Genomic DNA, 16,406 nt, shown 5'->3' with positions numbered 1-16,406 from the left:
GGGCAGCGGGGCTGCCGAGGTCCACCTTTCCCCCGATCGGGTCCGGTACGCCGCCGGGTGCCGGGCCCCCGGGCCGACTACGGCATGTCCACGCCCGTATTACCAGGTACGCGCCGAGTTGACAGGGGTCGAGTGACATGCGCCACTGAGAAGTGAATCGGACAATTCGAGCACCTTCTGCGGGTGTTCGCCACTCGGGCGCGTCCGGACGGGGGTCCGGCGGCACCGAGGAAGAGGGGCCGATGGACGCCGCCACCGTGAAGATCTCCGACCTGCTGGACCGCCCGCCGATCCCGGCCAACCCCGGCCCCGCCGCCGGACCGGACACCCCCGCGCAGCCGCCGCCGGACACCGTCCCGACCCGCAGCCTCACCGTCACCGTGGTCTGGGGCGACCTGGTCGAGCAGCCCGCCGACGTCCACCTCGCCGGCCACTACCAGGACGTCGCCCCGGCCGCCGCCGAACTCGCCCTCGACCACGCGATCTCCAGCGGCCCGCACAACGTTATCACCGAGCACACCCGGCACGGCTGGATCGACGCCGCGCTCGGCGAGGTCACCTACTTCCCGGCCCGCTCCGGCACCATCCGCTCGGCCGCCGTGATCGGCATGGGCCGGCTCGGCACCTTCACCGAGCGCCGCTCCGTCCAGCTGTACGAGTCGCTGCTCACCGAACTGCTCGGCCTCGGCCACGTCCGCACCGCCGCCACCGTGCTGATCGGCTCCGGCGCGGGCAACCTGCAGGTGCCGCAGGTCGCCCGGGCGATGATCGGCGGCTTCGGCGCCGCCCTGCGCGGTGCGGCCGGCGCCCGGGTCGGGATGCCCGACGGCGCGCCCGCCGCGCTCACCGACGTCTACGTGGTGGAGATCGACCGGTTACGCGCCGCCCAACTGCTGCGCGCCCTCGCCGAGGAGACCCGCCGGGTGCCCGCCGTCCACGTCACCACCGCCCTGGCGAGCGCGCCCGGCGGCGGGCTCTCCCGATCCTCCGCCGCGGTGTACGCGGTCACCGGCCTGACCCGGCTCGCCCGCGCCGCCGCCACCGCGCCCGCCACCGCCGCCGACGCCCCGGCCGGCGGCAACGGGGACGGCGCGGCGCTGGCCGGCGTGCTCGCCGCGCTGGACCCCGAGGTCCGCGAGCCGATCCGCCGCCAGCTCGTCCGACTCGCCGAACTCGACTTCACCGACCTGGCGTTGAGCGTCCGGCCGTCCACCGACCTGTACGGCGGCAGCATGCCGGTCCGGATCTCGGTGCTCTCCGGCGACGGCGGCTTCCGCTGGGCCGCGCTCACCGAGCGCGCCACCGTCCCCGAACGGCAGGTCCCGGTCGACGCCGACCTGCTGCGCCAACTGGTCGCCCGCCTCACCGGGCCCACCCTCGACGACGCCGCCACCCTCCCCGACCTGCTCTCCCGGCTGGTCGTCCCGCTGGACTTCCAACGCCTGATCTCCGACGAGGCCTCGCTGGAACTGGAGTTGGACCGGGAGACCGCCGCCGTCCCGTGGGAGTTCCTCACCGACCTCCAGGAGGGCGCCAGCGAGCCCCGGCCGCCGCTCGCCGTCCGCACCCCGCTCGCCCGGCGGCTGCGCACCGGCTACGCCCGGGTCGCCACCGACAGCCGGGCCGGCGAACCGCTGCGGGTCCTGGTGATCGGCGACCCCGGCGACCCGGAGAAGGGCATGCAGCTGCGCGGCGCCCGCGAGGAGGCCAAGGCCGTCCACGAGGTCCTGCAGCAACTCGGCGTCCAGTCGAGGCTGTTCATCGGCGCCGCGAACGCGCTCCGCGAGCCGGACGCCGAACCCGCCACCCGGCTGGACGTGCTGCGCACCCTGCTGCGCGGCGACTACCAGATCGTCCACTACTGCGGCCACGGCACCTTCGACGACAGCGGCACCGTCCGGCGCTCCGGCTGGGTGTTCGCCGACGGGCTGCTCAGTGCCCAGGAACTCGCCCAACTCGACCGGCCGCCGCGGATGGTGGTCGCCAACGCCTGCTGGTCCGCGCGGCTCGACGGCGGCGCCGAGGCCCCCGGTGCGACCGGTGCGGACCCGGCGGTGGCGGAACGCCGGGCGACGCTGATCCCCAGCCTCGCCGACGAGTTCCTGCGGGCCGGCGTCACCCACTACATCGGCGCCGGCTGGCAGGTGCCCGACCAACAGGGCATCGGCTTCGCCCGGACCTTCTACACCGAACTGCTCGCCCCCCTGGTCGGCCGCGCCCCCGGCGGGGTCGGGGACGCGGTCAAGGCGGCCCGCGAGCAGATGTTCAAGACCCGTGACCTGCACCGGTCGGACACCGCCCCCGGCACCCCCGAGCCGCTCGGCTGGAGTGCCTGGGCCGCGTACCAGCACTACGGGGACCCGGCCGACGAGTTCGGCTCGGCGACCCTCGGGGAGAGTCCACGATGAGCAAGATCCCGATGCCCGACGTCCTGGTCCTGCTGCCCGGCATCACCGGCAGCACGCTCAGCCGCAACGGCGTACCGGTCTGGGCGCCCGAACCCGGCGCGGTCGTCAGGGCGCTGATCAGCCTGGGCGGTTCGATCGACGCGCTCGCCCTGCGCCAGGACGACTGGCGGGCCGACGACCTCGGCGACGGCATCGTCGCCGACGGGCTGATGCGCGACATCCACACCCTGCCCGGACTGTGGAAGATCGACGGCTACACCGCGGTCCAGGACTTCCTGAAGGCCGAGTTCGACATCACCGAGGGCCGTAACTTCTTCCCCTTCCCGTACGACTGGCGCCGCGACAACCGGGCCTCCGCCCGGAAACTCGCAGCCGCCTCGGCCGGCTGGCTGCGGGACTGGCGGCAGTCCTCCGGCAACCAGGACGCCCAACTCGTGCTGATCGGCCACTCGATGGGCGGCCTGGTCTCCCGCTACTTCGTCGAAGCGCTGGAGGGCTGGCAGGACACCCGGGCCGTGGTCACCTTCGGCACCCCGTTCTACGGCTCGCTCAACGTGGTCGACTTCCTGGTCAACGGCTTCCGCAAGGGCTTCGGCCCGTTCGCCGTCGACCTCACCGGGATGCTGCGCTCGCTCACCGCGCTGCACCAGATGGCGCCCCTCTACCGCTGCGTCTACCTCGACGCCGACGACAGCGCCCCACTCACCCCCGCCGTCGCCGGACTGCCCGGCTGGCAGGACGCCTGGTCCGCGCACCTCAACGAGTTCCAGGAGGAGATCGAGAAGGCCGCCGCCGCCAACCGGCTCGACCCCGCCTGGGAGACCAACCCGGTCCGCTACCACCCGATCGTCGGCATCGACCAGCCCACCCACCAGAGCGCGCGCCTGGCCGGCGGCCGGGTCACCGTCGAACTCACCCGCGGCGGCAACGACGAGGGCGGCGACGGCACCGTGCCGAAACTCTCCGCCGCGCTCTCCGGCAGCGAGGAGGCCCGCACCTTCGTCCCGCAGCTGCACGCCAGCCTGCAGAACGACGGCCCGATGCTCCACCACCTCAAGGGCGTCCTGCAGTCGCTCCACGACATCCGGGTCAGCGACCTGCGGGCCGCCGCCCAGGCCTGGTTCGGCTACCTCGGCGACGACCTCTACCTGCCCGACGAGGAACCCGTCGTCGGCATCACCCTGGAGAGCTCCCTCGGCGAGAGCCAACTCCCGCACCTCGAGGCCCTGGTGACCGTCACCGACCGCACCGCCGGACAGCCCGTCCGGGCGCTCCCGGTCACCCTCACCCGCCGTCCCTCCCGCGTCCCGCTCGGCCCCCTCCCGGCCGGCGCCTACCAGCTCACCGTCACCGCCGACGCCGCCGCCCCCCTCACCGACGTCTTCCTGGTCGCCTCCCGCGAGGACCTCGCGGCCTGACCGCCCTCGCCGACCACCCGACCGTCGAACACCCGGCCCCCGCCGCCTGAGAAAGTGTTGGGTAATCGGATGATCACTCGTTCTTGAGGTCGTCGGCGAGGCGGCGGGCCGCTTCGGTCTCGACGGGACCGTGCGGTTCGATCTCCTCGCCGGCGAGGCGGGCGGCCATGAGCCGGATCATCGCGACCTTGATCATCGCTTCGGCGTGCGCGGTCTTGCGCTCGTAGTCCCGTGCCAACCGTCTGCACCGTCCCAGCCAGGAGAATGTCCGCTCGACCACCCACCTGCGGGGCAGTACCCGGAAGCCTTTCACATCGGCGTTGCGCGGCACCGCAACGATCTCCAACCCTTCGTGCTCGGCCGCCCAGCCGACCAGTCCCGCGTCGACCACGTTCACGTATCCGCCGTCCACCCAGACCAGCCCGACCTGCGGAAACGAGCTCCGGATCCCGGCGAGAACCAGCTTCGCGCCCGCCCGGTCCTGCACCGAGGCCGAGTGCACCACCGCCCGCAGCACCAGCCCGCAGGTGTCCACCAGCAGATGCCGCTTGCGTCCCCGCACGCGCTTGCCCGCGTCGTAGCCGATCGCCTGCCCGCCCTGGTGGCTGCGGGCCGACTGCGAGTCCAGCACCGCCGCCGAGGGCTGCGGATCCCGCCCGTCCGCCACCCGCACCCGCTCGCGCAGCGTGTCGTGGACCCGGTTCCAGGTGCCGTCCGCAGTCCAGGCCCGGAACCACCGGTAGGCCGCGTCCCACGGGGCCAGGTCGTGCGGCACCAACCGCCAGGCGCAACCGCTGACCAGCACATACAGCACCGTGTCCACGATCAGCCGGCGCGGGAACTTCAGCGGACGCCCGGCCCGGCGAGGGTCCCGCACCGGCAGCAGCGGCTCGATCACCGCCCACTGGGCATCCGTCAACGACGAGGAACAGGAAGGCTTGCACGCACAGACACACATGGCGGTGATCTTCACGGACATCGTGGCCGCAAAGATCACCGCCAGGGCATCACGCCAAGCAGTTGATCAATTACCCAACACTTTCTGAGCCGGCGGACGCCGAGGCGACGGCCCTCCGTCCGGTCGGCCGCGCCGTGCTCCGTGCCTCGCCGCAGGCTTCGGGGCCCGCCGCCCGCCGCCCGCCGCCCAACGCCGTGGTCCGTCGTGGATCCGGAGGCGAGCGGGCCGCGCAGCGGGCGGGGGTCTGCCCGTGCACCACGCGGTGGCGCGTAAGGTGTCGGCCATGACCGCAGCAGTTCTCGCGCCTCCGGCCCGCTAGGGCGAGGCGCCACCAGCAGCAGCGCTCCGGCGGACCCGTTCCGCCGCGCGCCGGCCGGTCGTGCCCGCGGACGGGAGACCACGACCACCTGCTGCTGACGGAGAACCATCCGTGTCGAACACCGCTGTACCGACCCGCACGACGGCCGCCCGCGCGGCCGACCACCCCGCCCGCCGGGTCCGCCGGGGCCTCGCCGGCCTGGCGGCCGCCGCAACGGCCTGGGGCACCACCGGCGCCGCCGTGGAGCTGGTCCACCGCTCCGCCGATCTCGGCCCGTCGGCCGTCTCGTTCTGGCGCTTCGTCAGCGGCCTCGCGCTGCTGCTCCTCGCCCGCGCGTTCCGCCGGGCCCACCGCCACCCTGCCGCGGTCCGCCACCGCACGGTCCGCCGCCCGGTCCGCCACCGCGTCCTGCTGCTGACCGGGACGGGGCTGGGTCTGGCGGTGTTCCAGACCGCCTACTTCGCGGCCGTCCGGGACACCGGCCTCGCGGTCGGCACCGTCGTCACGCTCGGCGCGGCCCCGCTGCTCACGGCGGCCGGTGGGCGGGCGTTCCTCGGTGAGCGGGTCGGCCGGGGCGGCCTGCTGGGCCTCGCGGGTGCGCTCGCGGGTCTGGCCGTGCTGGTGCTCGGCGACCGGCAGGGCGCCGTCCATCCGCTCGGTGCGGCGTTCGCGGTGCTCTCCGCCGCGGGGTACGCGGTGACCAACCTGCTGGGCCGCCGGTCGGGCCGGCAGGGTGCGGGGGAGGACCCGCTCACCCTCACGCTGTGGTCCTTCGCGATCGGCGCCGCGGCCCTGCTGCCGCTCGCCCTGGCGGAGGGCCTGCTGCCGCAGACCGCCCACCCGGTGCGGGTGCTGCTGCTGATGCTGTACGTCGCGGTCGTCACCACCGCGCTGGCCTACCCGCTGTACTTCGCCGGTGCGGCGGTCGTCCGGGCGGCGACGGCTTCGGTGGTGATGCTGGTGGAACCGGTCAGTGCGGCGGTGCTCGCCGTCCTGCTGCTCGGCGAGCGGCTGACCGCGGCCACCGTGCTCGGCACCGTCGTCCTGCTCGCGTCGGTCGCGGGGACGGCGTTCACCGAGCCGGCCGGGGCCGGCCGGTAGCCGCCGGCGGCGGCTCAGAAGCGCACGGCCCCCGCGTACGGCATGACGTCCCAGGGGACGATCTCGACGTTCTTGCCGGTGCGCGGGGCGTGCAGCAGCTGGCCGTTGCCGATGTAGATGCCGACGTGGTGCAGGTCGTTGTAGTAGAAGACGAGGTCGCCGGGCTGGACCTGGTCGCGGGCGATCTTGCGGCCCGCCGCGTACTGGTCCTGGGAGACGCGCGGCAGCGACACGCCGCCGGCGGCGAAGGCCTTGAGGGTGAGGCCGGAGCAGTCGTACGAGTCGGGGCCGGTCGCGCCCCACCGGTACGGCTTGCCGAGCTGCGCGTACGCGAAGCCGAGGATGTCCTTGACCCGCCCGGTGGCCGGTCCGGTGTAGGCCTGGGGGCGGGCGGCGCCTCGGGACGCGGCCTGGGTGCCGTCGCCGAGCACCCGGGCGCGGTCGGCGGCCTTGAGTCCGGCGAGGATCCGTTCGACCTCGGCGAGCTTGGACTTCACCTCGTCCTTGCGGCGGCCCGCTTCGGTGGCGGCGCGGTCGAGTTCGGCGAGCCGACCGGTGGCCTCGGCGCGGTCGGCGTCCATCCGCAGCTGTTCGAGGCGGAGCCGGCGCAGCGCGTCGGCCTGCTGGGCGGTGAACCGTTCGGCGCTGCCGGCCCGGGCGAGGTAGTCGTCGGGGTCGCTGGAGAGCACGAGTTGGACGGTCGGGTCGATGCCGCCGCTGCGGTACTGGGCGGCGGCGAGGCCGCCGAGGCTCTCGCGCAGGCCGTTGATCCGCTCCTGCTGCTGGGCGATCCGGTCCTGCAGGCGGGCGGTGTCCTGTTGGTGCCGCTGCTGCTGTTCGCGCGCCTTGTTGTACGCCTCGGTGGAGGCTTCGGCGTCCTCGTAGAGGGCGTCGACCCGGGCCTTCGCCTGGTCCACCGAGGGGGTGGGCTCGGCGTGCGCGGCGAGCGGCGAGGCGAGGGTCGCCGCGCCGGCGGCCGCCGTCACGACCGCGACGCGGGCCCGGCCCGGTGCCTTTGCCCGACGGTGACTGCCCATTCCACGCTCCTCCGCTCGCCCACCCCGACAACGAAGGAACTTAGTAGTTCGTCCCCGTGGCTGGCAACCGGGGGTCCGCGCGCGGGGGCGGGGGGCTCAGTTCGCGGCCGGTCCGCAGGTCAGGAGGAAGGGGAGCAGCGGCACCGCCAGGGCCAGCGCGCCGGTCGCGCAGCGGGCCAGCGGGTGCGGTGCGCGGGCGGGGGAGAGCAGCCGCCGGACGCGGGCGACCACCGGGGAGCCGGTCGCGCCGAGGCCGGCCCCGGGTGCGAGGCCCGCCGCGACCGTACCGAGGGCGGCGGCGAGGTCGCGCCGTGCGTGGTGGCGGACCGCGCGGTCGTCGGCGGCCATCTCCAGCAGCGCCGCGGTCTGCTCCCGGCCGGCGGTGCCCAGCGGCAGCCCGGGGAAGGCCTCCGCGAACCCCTGCGCCGCCGCCTTCAGCAGGTGGTGACGGCCCGTCAGGTGTGCCTGCTCGTGGGCCAGTACGGCGTGCAGCTGGGCCGGCGGCAACTGCTCCAGCGCACCCCGGGTGAGCACGATCCGCCGGCGCCGGCCGGGCAGGCAGTACACCGCGGGCACCTGGTGGTCGAGGACCAGCGCGGGCAGCCCGGCGGCCGGACGGGCGACCAGGTCGAGCACCGCGGAGTGCCGCCGCCGCTCCCGGCCCGCCCGGACCAGCACGGCCGCGACCCGTCCGAGCGGCCAGGCCGCCACCAGGGCCGGGACCAGGGCGGCCGTCGACAGTCCGAGGTCGGTGAGGTGGGTCAGCCCGCAGGCGTGCAGCAGGCTGGGCAGCCCGGCGTGCCGGTGCTTCTCCGGTTCGACCAGGTGGTGGGCGGCGAGAGCCAGCGAGGTGACGAACGACAGCATCAGGCCGAGCCAGACCAGGACGGCCACGCCCGGCGCCCGCTGGGGCCAGCGCGCGCGCCGCAGCAGCGCGGGTGCGGCGAACCCCACGAACAGCGCGAACCCGGCCAGCGCCTCGGTCCCGCTCACCGCGACCTGCCCGGTCCGTCGTCCGCGCCCGGTCCGTCGCCGGCCCCCGGCCCGTCGTCCGCCCCCGGTCCGTCGTCCGCCAGCAGCCGGCGGATCACCTCGGCCTCGTCCGCCGACACGCCGCGGATGAAGTGCGCCAGCGCGGCCGAGCGGTCCTGGCTGGCGCCCAGCGCCTCCCGCATCAGGGCGGCGGTGTACGCCTCGCGGCTGCCGGTCGGCTCGTACAGCCAGGCGCGGCCCTGCTTCGCGCGGCGCAGCATGCCCTTGCCGTGCAGGATGTCCGCGACGGTCATCACCGTGGTGTAGGCGACGGGACGGGTGCGGTTGATGTCGTCGACCACCTCGCGGACGGTCGCCGGCCGCTGCCAGGACCACAGGCGGTCCATGATCTCGGCCTCCAGCTCGCCCAAGCGCCGCACGGTTCCTCGCCCTCCTCCGTCCCGGGTGTGCCCGGCCATCGTAGACGCCCCGGCCCTGCGGAAAACCCTGTTGACATGCGGTCTACGATCGCCGGGACCGGCCTGCGGGGCCGGTGATCCACAACGGGAGAGCATCGGGGGCGGGCCATGGGCGCGGCAGTCGGTTTGGTGGCAGGCATCGCGGCGGTGGTCGTGGTGGCCCTGCTGGTGGTCACGGTCCGGATCCACAACCGGCTGGTGAAGCTGCGCAACCAGACCCAGGCCTCCTGGGCGCAGATCGACGTGCAGTTGGGGCGCCGCCACGACCTGATCCCGAACCTGGTCGAGTCGACCCGCGCGTACGCCTCGCACGAGCGCGGGACCATCGAGGCGGTCACCGCCGCCCGCACCAAGGCCCTGGACACCGCCGCGACCGCCACCACCGCCGAGCGGGCGTTCGCCGAGGACCTGCTCTCCGGCTCGCTCGGCCGCCTGCTGGCGCTCTCCGAGAGCTACCCCGAGCTGAAGGCGGACGACCGCTTCGCCCGGCTCCAGTCCGAGCTGACCTCGGCCGAGGACAAGATCGCGTACGCGCGGCAGTTCTACAACAGCGCCGTGCAGTCGTACAACACCGCGCTGGAGACCTTCCCGGCCAACCTGGTCGCCGGGCTCGGCACCCACCAGGCCCGCGAGTACTTCCGCACCGACGCGGCCGCCCACGGCCCGGCCGAGGTGCGCTTCGCATGAGCACCCACCCCGCCGACCCGATCGTGAACCTCGCCTCGCCACTGGCCCCGGACACCCTGCCGGGACAGCTCGCGCTGGCCGCCGCCGTGGCCTTCGCCGCCTGGCTGCTGCTGTACGCCGGCGCGGTGGTCGCCACCCGCAACGGCACCGTCGTCCCCGCGCCCGCCGGCCAGGACCTCGGCCCGGACCCGGAGCCGCCGGCCGTGGTCAACCTGCTGGCCAACGGCTGGCGTTCGCTCGCCCAGGCGGCCCCCGCCACCCTGCTCGACCTCGCCGCCCGCGGCCTGGTCGAACTGCGCCAGCCGGGCGACGACCCCGCCGAGACCACCGTCCACCTCACCGCCCGGGCCGTCGAACAGGTCGGCACGCTCACCCCGTACGAGCGCCGGGTGCTGGCCCGGGCCGCCGAGGCGGCCGGTCCGGCCGGTGCGCCGATCGGGGCGATCGCCTTCCGCGAGACGCAGAAGGCGGCCGCCTGGAACCGGTCCCTGCGCCGCGAGGTCATCGCCGACAGCCGGGTCCGCGGGCTCTCCCGGCCGCGAGTCGGCGGCGCGCTGGGCAGCGTCCTGTGGTTCTCCGCGTTCGCCCCCGCCGTCCCGGCCGCGCTCGCCGTGATCGTGGACGGCCACGCGGTCCGTGCCGCCGTGACGGTCGGCATCCTCTGCCTGCTGCCCACCCTGGGCCTGCTGGCCCTGCTGCTCACCGAGCGCTCCACGCCGGAGGGCCTGCGCCGGGCCGGCCACTGGGCGGGCCTGCGCGACTGGCTCGCCGGGCACGAGGAGTTCGCCCAACTGCCGCCCGCCGCCGTCGCGGTGTGGGACCGCTACCCGGCGTACGGCACCGCGCTGGGCGTGGTCAGCCGGACCGCCCGGCTGCTCGGCTTCGACTCCGGCGACCGCCGCCGGGTCTGGTCCGACCACGGCGGCACCTGGCGGCCGGTCCGGATCTCCTACCCGCGGCTGCGGCCCGGCTTCGGCGGGACGCCCGCCCACCTGCTGAGGCTCGCCGGGGCGGCCGCCGCGGTCGGCGCCGCGCTGCTGCTCCTCACCCTCGTCCGGCAGCCCGACTGGGTGCTGACCGGCGCCGCCGCCGAGCACGAACTCCGCCGCCCCGGGCTGGTCCTGGGCGCCGGCTGGGTGCTCGTCGGGCTGCTCGGCTTCGCCCTGCTCGGCCGGATCGGCAGGTGGACCCCGCTGGTCCTCTTCCTCTCGCTGATGCCCGGCGCGATGGCCCCGGTCGACGGCTGGTGGGCCGACACCGCGCTGCGCGGCGGCCCGGCGCCCGTCGAACTCGCGGTCGTCGTCGCCGCGTTCGCCCTCGCGGCGGTGCAGCTGGCGTACGCCGTGCTGGCCCGGCGCGCCCCGGTCGCCGTCGACGGCGAGCTGCTGCGCGTCGAGTCCCGCCGCTCCAAGCACGCCCCGCGCCTGGTCGCCCTGGACGGGGGCGCCACCGACCGCACCACCGCCTGGGCGCTGCCGCGCGACAGCCACGTCCGGGTGCCGGGCCCGGGCGCCAAGGTCCGACTGAGCGTCAACCCCTGGACCCGGGTGATCACCGCCGTCGAGCCGCTGCCCGTCGGCGCGCCCGTGCCGGGCCCGGCCGACCCCGGCCGGTCGGCCGTCCCCGCCTGAGCGGCGGCCGCCCGCGGCCCGGTGCCCGCCTCCCGGCCACCGGTCAGGAGGCGAGCCCGGCCAGACCCCGCTCGCTGAGGCCGATGAAGTGCTCCAGGCGGTGCCGGCGGGCCAGGGTCAGCGCCTGCGACCAGTACTGCCGGGCCGCCTCCGGGTCCCCGCCCTCGAAGTGGGTCCGGGCCAGCGTCTCCAGGGTGTCGGCGACGTTGCCGTGGCTGCCCAGCTCCCGCCGGATCTCCAGCGACTCGAGCAGCGGCGCCACGGCGTCCCGCGCCCGGCCCTGCGCCCGCAGCGTGTCGCCCAGGTTGTACAGCGCGAGGGACAGCTGCGAGCGCGAGTCGAGCCGCCGCCACTCGGCGATCGCCTCCCGGTACGACTGCTCGGCCCCCGGCAGGTCGCCCTGGCGGAAGCGCAGGTCGCCGAGGGACGCCAGCCGCGCGGCGTCCGGCTGCACGGCGAGCCGCTCCGCCAGCGCCATCGCCCGGGTCGCCCACTCCTGGGCCCGCTCGGTGTCGCCCGCCTGGCTGTAGGCGGCGGAGAGGTTGCTCACCACCGCCTTCTGCGCGGCGAGGTCGTCGATCGTCCGGAAGAAGCCGTACGCCTTCTCCAAGTGCTCGATGCACGGCTCGACCGCCCGGGTCAGGCCGTGCGCCACCCCGAGCCGGCCGTGCAGCCACGCCTGGCCGGCCGGGTCGTCCGCCGCGGCGGTGGCCTCCAGCGCCTCGTACAGGCACTCGGCCCATTCGCCGTTCCACCAGTACGTCAGGCCGTAGCCGAAGAGCGCCGCCGCCAGCCGCCAGGACAGGTCCGGCCGGTCCAGCGCCGCCGCCCGCCGGACCGCGTCGCGGATCGCCGCCAGCTCCTCGCCGCACCACTCCAGCGCGGCCTCCTCGTCCGCGTACTCCGGCAGCTCGAACAGCTCCCAGTCCGCCGACACCCCCTCCACCGCCGGGATCGGCAGCGCCAGCGGGGCGATCGCCAGGTTGGCCGCCGCCACCGCCGAGGTGTACCAGCCCAGCAGCCGCACCAGCGCCTCGGCGCGCGCCTGCTCCGGCTCCTCGGCCAGCACCCGCTCGGCCGCGAACTCGCCCAGCAGGTCGTGGAAGCGGTACCGCCCGGGAGCCGAGACGTCCAGCAGATGGGCGTCGACCAGGGTGTCCAGCACGTCCAGCGCGTCGTCCACCGGAGCCCCCAGCAGCGCCGCCACCGACTCGGCCGAGTGGTGGTGCGCCGGCCACAGCCCCAGCAGCCGGAACGCCCGCGCCGCCTCCTGCTCCAGCGGGCGCCCGCCCGCCAGCAGCGAGGTGTAGCTGAACGAGAACGCCTCCCGGACGGCCAGGTGGTCCACGGCCAGCGCCTGCAGACGGTCCGTCCGGTTCAGCCGCCGGGCCAGCTCCGACAGCCGCCAGGTCGGCCGGTGGGCCAGCCGGCTGCCCGCTATCCGCAGGGCCAGCGGCAGACCGGCGCACGCCGCCATCACCTGCCCGGCCGCCACCGGGTCCGCCGCCACCCGGTCCGCGCCGCACATCGCGGCCAGCAGCGCGCGCTGCTCCGGTGCGCTGAGCGGACCGAGCGGGATCCGGGCCGTGCACTGCACCCCGGACAGCTTGTGGCGGCTCGTCACCACCACCGCCGACCGGCCGCTCCCCGGCAGCAGCGGGGCCACCTGCCGGCCGTCCCGGGCGTTGTCCAGCACCACCAGGACCCGCCGCTCGGCCAACAGCGACCGGTACAGGGCGGCCCGGTCGTCGGTGTCCTTCGGCAGTGCCTCGCCGGCGACCCCCAGATCGGCCAGGAACCGGCCGAGCAGGTCGTGCGGGGTCCGCGCCTCGCAGACGCCGAAGCCGCGCAGGTCGGCGTAGAGCCGGCCGTCGGGGAAGTCCTCGGCGGCCGCGTGCGCGCCGTGCAGCACCAGGGACGTCTTGCCGACCCCGCCCATCCCCGTCACCAGCACCACCCGCGCGGGCCCGCCCGGCTCCCCGGGCCGCAGGTACAGCGCCAGCGCGTCCAGCTCGCCCTGCCGCCCGGTGAAGTCCCCCGGCGCCAACGGCAGCTGCGAGGGCGTCGCGACCGCGGCAGCCGCACCGTCGTCGGCTGCGCCCCCGTCGGCTGCGCCCTCGCGGGCCGCCGACCCGTCAGGTGCCGTCCCGTCAGCAGCCTTCCCGCCGGCGCCCGCTTCGGTGCGTTCACCGCCGCCCGCTTCGGTGCGTTCGCGGCCGTCCCGTCCGCCGACCGACCCGGCGTCAGCACCCCGACGGTCGGCCGTCCCGCCGCCGTCGCCCCTTCCGGCGGCCGGTCGGGGCTCGTCCGCGAGGATCTCCCGGTGCGTCAGCTGGATCGCCGTACCCGGCTCCAGGCCCAGCTCCTCCACCAGCGTCCCGCGCAGCGTCCGGTACACCGCGAGCGCGTCCGCCCGCCGGCCGCCGCGCCACAGCGCGAGCATCAGCTGCCGGTGGAAGGACTCGCGCAGCGGGTGCTCGGCCGTCAGCAGGGCCAGCTCGGCCGCCAGTCCGTGGTGCCGGCCGAGCGCCAGCTCGGCGTCGAAACGCCACTCCAGCGCCTGCAGGCGCAGCTCCGCGAGGCGCGCCGCCTCGGCCGGACCGACCGCCGCCGAGTCCTCCGGCGGCCCGCCGCGCCAGAGCTCCAGCGCCGCGGCCGTCTCCAGCGCGACCGCCGTCCACTCCTGCCCGGTGTGCGCCGCCCGGGCCCGCCCCAGGTGCCCCGCGAAGACGGCGCTGTCCAACTCGCCGTCCTCGACCCGCAGCCGGTACCCGCCGCCGGTCGCCGCGAGCCGGTCCTCCAGCCGCGGCCCGAGCGCCCGCCGCAGCCGGCCGACGTGGTTGTGCAGCGACGCCGCCGCGGTGCGCGGCGGCCGCTCGCCCCAGACCAGGGTGAGCAGTGCGTCCGCGGTGACGGCCCGGCCGGCGTTGAGCAGCAGGTGGGTGAGGAGAAGCCGGTGGGTGGGACTGGTGATCGGGCGCGGCTCCCGGCCGTCATGGACGGTCAGCGGGCCGAGCACTCCGAACGTGATGGGCATGGGCTCCCCAGCTCGGGACGGTCTGTTAGGCGCATGTTAGTTCGCTGTGTCCGGCGTCCCGCAGGCTGGTCCCAGGTCGCCGGTCGAACCCTTGCCGGCCCGCCGGACCATGGGAGGAACACCGATGAACCGCCGTACGTCCGCCCCGCAGAAGCCCGCCCGCGACACCGCCTGGAACTGACGGGCCGTAGGGCAGCGCTCCATCCGTCTCCCTCCGTCCGCCGGCGGAGGGGCACCACGACACCGCACGGGCCTGTCAGGGGGCGGCCCGTGCGGTGCTTCGTCCGTCCTGCCGCAGTCGGCGCCCTCCCGGTCTGTCGGGACGCTTCGCCGACGGCGGGAGGCCCTGATCGCGCTGGACGGGTTCGACCGCGCGCCACGGTGCCTGCGGGAACTGCCGACCTGTCAGTTCCCGCGCGCGCCGGCGGGCTGCTGCGGGACGTGCCCGGCGCCGAACGGGCCGGGGGCTCCGGGGCGGGACAAACCAGAAGGACCCCGGCTCCGCCGGGGTCCTTCGTTGGTGTCCGAGGGGGGACTTGAACCCCCACGCCCGATAAAGGGCACTAGCACCTCAAGCTAGCGCGTCTGCCATTCCGCCACCCGGACCGGGTGTCCGCCTCGGGGCTTTCTTCCGTCTTCCCCGTGGCGACAGAGAGAACACTACCAGGCTCGCGGAGCGCTTCTCACCTGCGTTTCTGTGCCCCGGGCGGGGGAGTGCGGGCGTAGTCGGAGCGGGAACGGGATAAATGATCACAAGACGGACATTCGGCTGGTGGGCGACGGTGCGGAGGCGGAGGCGGCGATGCGACGGGGTGCGCGGGTGGCGGACGGGCGGGACGGTACGGCGACCGTGCCGGAGGCGGGGCTGCGGCGCGGTTTCGGGGCGCTGGCGGTGCTGGGGGTGGTGCTGGTCGGGGCGGCGGTGTTCGGGTTGCTGTACACGGCGTTCGCGACGCTGACGAGCGTGCTGCTGTTCGGCTGGCTGCTGCTGATCGGCGGCGCGGTGGGGCTGGTGCACGCGGTGCTCGGGCGGAAGGGGAACTTCTTCTGGCTCGGGGCGGCGGTGGCGGCGCTGAACATCGCGGCGGGCCTGGTGATGATCGCCCGCCCGGACGAGGCGGCGGAGGCGCTGACCCTGTTCGCGGCGCTGCTGTTCCTGAGCGCGGGCGCGTTCCGGCTGGTGGGCGGGGTGGTGGTGCGCGGGCCGCAGTTCGGCTGGACGCTGGCGCTGGGCGCGCTGGACCTGGTGATCGGCGTGCTGGTGCTGAAGGAGTGGCCGAGCAGCTCGCGGTACGCGCTGGGGGTGTTCTTCTCGCTGGCGCTGCTGTTCGACGGCCTGGCGCTGGTGAGCATCGGGGTGGGCGGCCGCCGGGTGATCGGCATGGTGGACGACGCCCGGCGCGCCGCCGAGCCGGAGCCCGGGACGCAACCGGAACCGCAACCGGAACCGCAGCCGGGGGCCGCTGCCGGGCCCGGGCCGGCGCCCGCGCCCGGCAGCGGTGGGGCGCCGTGGCCGGACCTGGAGAAGCCGGCGCCGCCCGCGCAGTCGGACCAGCAGACCGGGTGACCGCTCCGGGCGCCACGCCCGGCAGGAGCGGACGGATCCTGGCGCCGTCCGGTCGTTTGCGGTCGGAAGAGTTCACCCGGCGCATAGTTCCAGTCCCGATCGTGGTGACCGGGCCGTGCTCTCCTAGCCTCTGTGGACCAGGGGAGCGTTGAGCGGAGCGCCCGATTCCCGACCGGCCGTCGGCGGCCGTGCCTCCCGTCACCGTACGAAGGGCGGGTTGTGGTGGAGCGACAGACCAGCGGCGGTGCCGGTCCTGCGGTCCGGCGGACGGCTCCGGGCCGGGTGGTGGAGCGGCCGGGCGAAGGGGTGTGGCGGTTCGCTGCGGTGTCGAACGACGCCTCGGTGCCGCGGACCAGACACGCGGTGCGGGACCGGCTGCTGGCGCAGGGGATGGGCGGCGAGCTCTACCAGGAGCTGGTGGACGACCTGCTGCTGATCGTCTCCGAGCTGGTGAGCAACGCGGTGACGCACGCGGCGGTGCTCTCCCCGGAGGTCTCCACCGAGCTGACCATCGGGGACGGCCGGGTGCGGATCGCGGTGGAGGACGGGCACCCGTACCGGCCGAAGGCGCAGGAGAGCGACCTCGGCCGGCTGGGCGGGCGCGGCCTGCTGCTGGTGAAGAGCGTGACGCTGCAGGCGGGCGGGGTGTGCGACGTGGAGCGGACGGCGGACGGCGGGAAGGTGATCTGGGCGTCGCTGCCGCTGCCGGAGGCGGCCGACCCCGAGCCGGAGGACGGTCCGGACGCGGCGGTCGACCTCGACCTCTGGCGGCACTGAGCGGGCGCTGCGGAC

General features: G+C 75.5%; 12 protein-coding genes and 1 tRNA gene. 7 read left to right on the top strand and 6 right to left on the bottom strand.

Annotation, left to right across the window (positions count from 1 at the left end; all coding sequences use genetic code 11):
* Positions 1-242: 242 nt before the first annotated feature.
* Together ABEB06_RS09030 and ABEB06_RS09025 are read left to right on the top strand one after the other, a co-directional pair.
* Complete coding sequence (locus tag ABEB06_RS09030; RefSeq protein ID WP_345696289.1) at positions 243-2,408, top strand: CHAT domain-containing protein; 2,166 nt, start codon at positions 243-245, stop codon at positions 2,406-2,408.
* Entirely contained in the window at positions 2,405-3,826 is a 1,422-nt protein-coding gene (locus tag ABEB06_RS09025; RefSeq protein WP_345696288.1) for a lipase family alpha/beta hydrolase, read from the top strand. The genes ABEB06_RS09030 and ABEB06_RS09025 overlap by 4 nt, the downstream gene beginning before the upstream one ends.
* Positions 3,827-3,899: 73 nt before the next feature.
* Here the strand turns inward: ABEB06_RS09025 and ABEB06_RS09020 are convergent, their stop codons facing one another.
* A complete protein-coding gene (locus tag ABEB06_RS09020; protein WP_345696287.1) occupies positions 3,900-4,784 on the bottom strand; it encodes an IS5 family transposase in 885 nt (294 codons plus the stop codon).
* Between the two features lie 517 nt (positions 4,785-5,301).
* Here ABEB06_RS09020 and ABEB06_RS09015 point away from each other — a divergent pair.
* Positions 5,302-6,204, top strand: coding sequence for a DMT family transporter (locus ABEB06_RS09015; RefSeq protein ID WP_425559766.1), 903 nt, complete (start codon positions 5,302-5,304; stop codon positions 6,202-6,204).
* A 14-nt stretch (positions 6,205-6,218) separates the two neighbouring features.
* Here ABEB06_RS09015 and ABEB06_RS09010 read toward each other — a convergent pair whose 3' ends face one another.
* The 3 genes from ABEB06_RS09010 to ABEB06_RS09000 all read right to left on the bottom strand — a co-directional run bounded on the left by ABEB06_RS09010 (position 6,219) and on the right by ABEB06_RS09000 (position 8,653).
* On the bottom strand, positions 6,219-7,241 hold the full coding sequence (locus ABEB06_RS09010) for a C40 family peptidase (RefSeq protein WP_345696285.1): 1,023 nt from the start codon (positions 7,239-7,241) through the stop codon (positions 6,219-6,221).
* Between the two features lie 96 nt (positions 7,242-7,337).
* Entirely contained in the window at positions 7,338-8,234 is an 897-nt protein-coding gene (locus tag ABEB06_RS09005) for a M56 family metallopeptidase (RefSeq protein ID WP_345696284.1), read from the bottom strand.
* Entirely contained in the window at positions 8,231-8,653 is a 423-nt protein-coding gene (locus ABEB06_RS09000) for a BlaI/MecI/CopY family transcriptional regulator (RefSeq protein WP_345696283.1), read from the bottom strand. The genes ABEB06_RS09005 and ABEB06_RS09000 overlap by 4 nt, the downstream gene beginning before the upstream one ends.
* A 168-nt stretch (positions 8,654-8,821) precedes the next feature.
* Between ABEB06_RS09000 and ABEB06_RS08995 the strand changes: the two genes are divergently transcribed.
* On the top strand, positions 8,822-9,379 hold the full coding sequence (locus ABEB06_RS08995) for a LemA family protein (protein WP_345696282.1): 558 nt from the start codon (positions 8,822-8,824) through the stop codon (positions 9,377-9,379).
* Positions 9,376-11,010: a DUF2207 family protein gene (locus tag ABEB06_RS08990; RefSeq protein WP_345696281.1), complete on the top strand. Its 1,635-nt coding sequence runs from the start codon at positions 9,376-9,378 to the stop codon at positions 11,008-11,010. Before ABEB06_RS08995 ends, ABEB06_RS08990 begins: the two co-directional genes overlap by 4 nt.
* Positions 11,011-11,053: 43 nt before the next feature.
* Here the strand turns inward: ABEB06_RS08990 and ABEB06_RS08985 are convergent, their stop codons facing one another.
* Together ABEB06_RS08985 and ABEB06_RS08980 are read right to left on the bottom strand one after the other, a co-directional pair.
* Positions 11,054-14,047 (bottom strand): AfsR/SARP family transcriptional regulator, encoded by a 2,994-nt coding sequence (locus ABEB06_RS08985; RefSeq protein WP_345696280.1) that lies wholly within the window; start codon positions 14,045-14,047, stop codon positions 11,054-11,056.
* 518 nt (positions 14,048-14,565) lie between these two features.
* Positions 14,566-14,653, bottom strand: a tRNA-Leu gene (locus ABEB06_RS08980).
* Positions 14,654-14,819: 166 nt separating this feature from the next.
* Here ABEB06_RS08980 and ABEB06_RS08975 point away from each other — a divergent pair.
* Together ABEB06_RS08975 and ABEB06_RS08970 are read left to right on the top strand one after the other, a co-directional pair.
* On the top strand, positions 14,820-15,614 hold the full coding sequence (locus ABEB06_RS08975) for an HdeD family acid-resistance protein (protein ID WP_425559594.1): 795 nt from the start codon (positions 14,820-14,822) through the stop codon (positions 15,612-15,614).
* Positions 15,615-15,836: 222 nt separating this feature from the next.
* A complete protein-coding gene (locus ABEB06_RS08970; RefSeq protein ID WP_425559593.1) occupies positions 15,837-16,391 on the top strand; it encodes an ATP-binding protein in 555 nt (184 codons plus the stop codon).
* The last annotated feature ends 15 nt before the right edge of the window (positions 16,392-16,406 follow it).

Source organism: Kitasatospora terrestris (assembly GCF_039542905.1).
Lineage (GTDB): Bacteria > Actinomycetota > Actinomycetes > Streptomycetales > Streptomycetaceae > Kitasatospora > Kitasatospora terrestris.
Note: the sequence above shows the minus strand (reverse complement) of the source record. Positions and strands in the feature narration are given on the sequence as shown.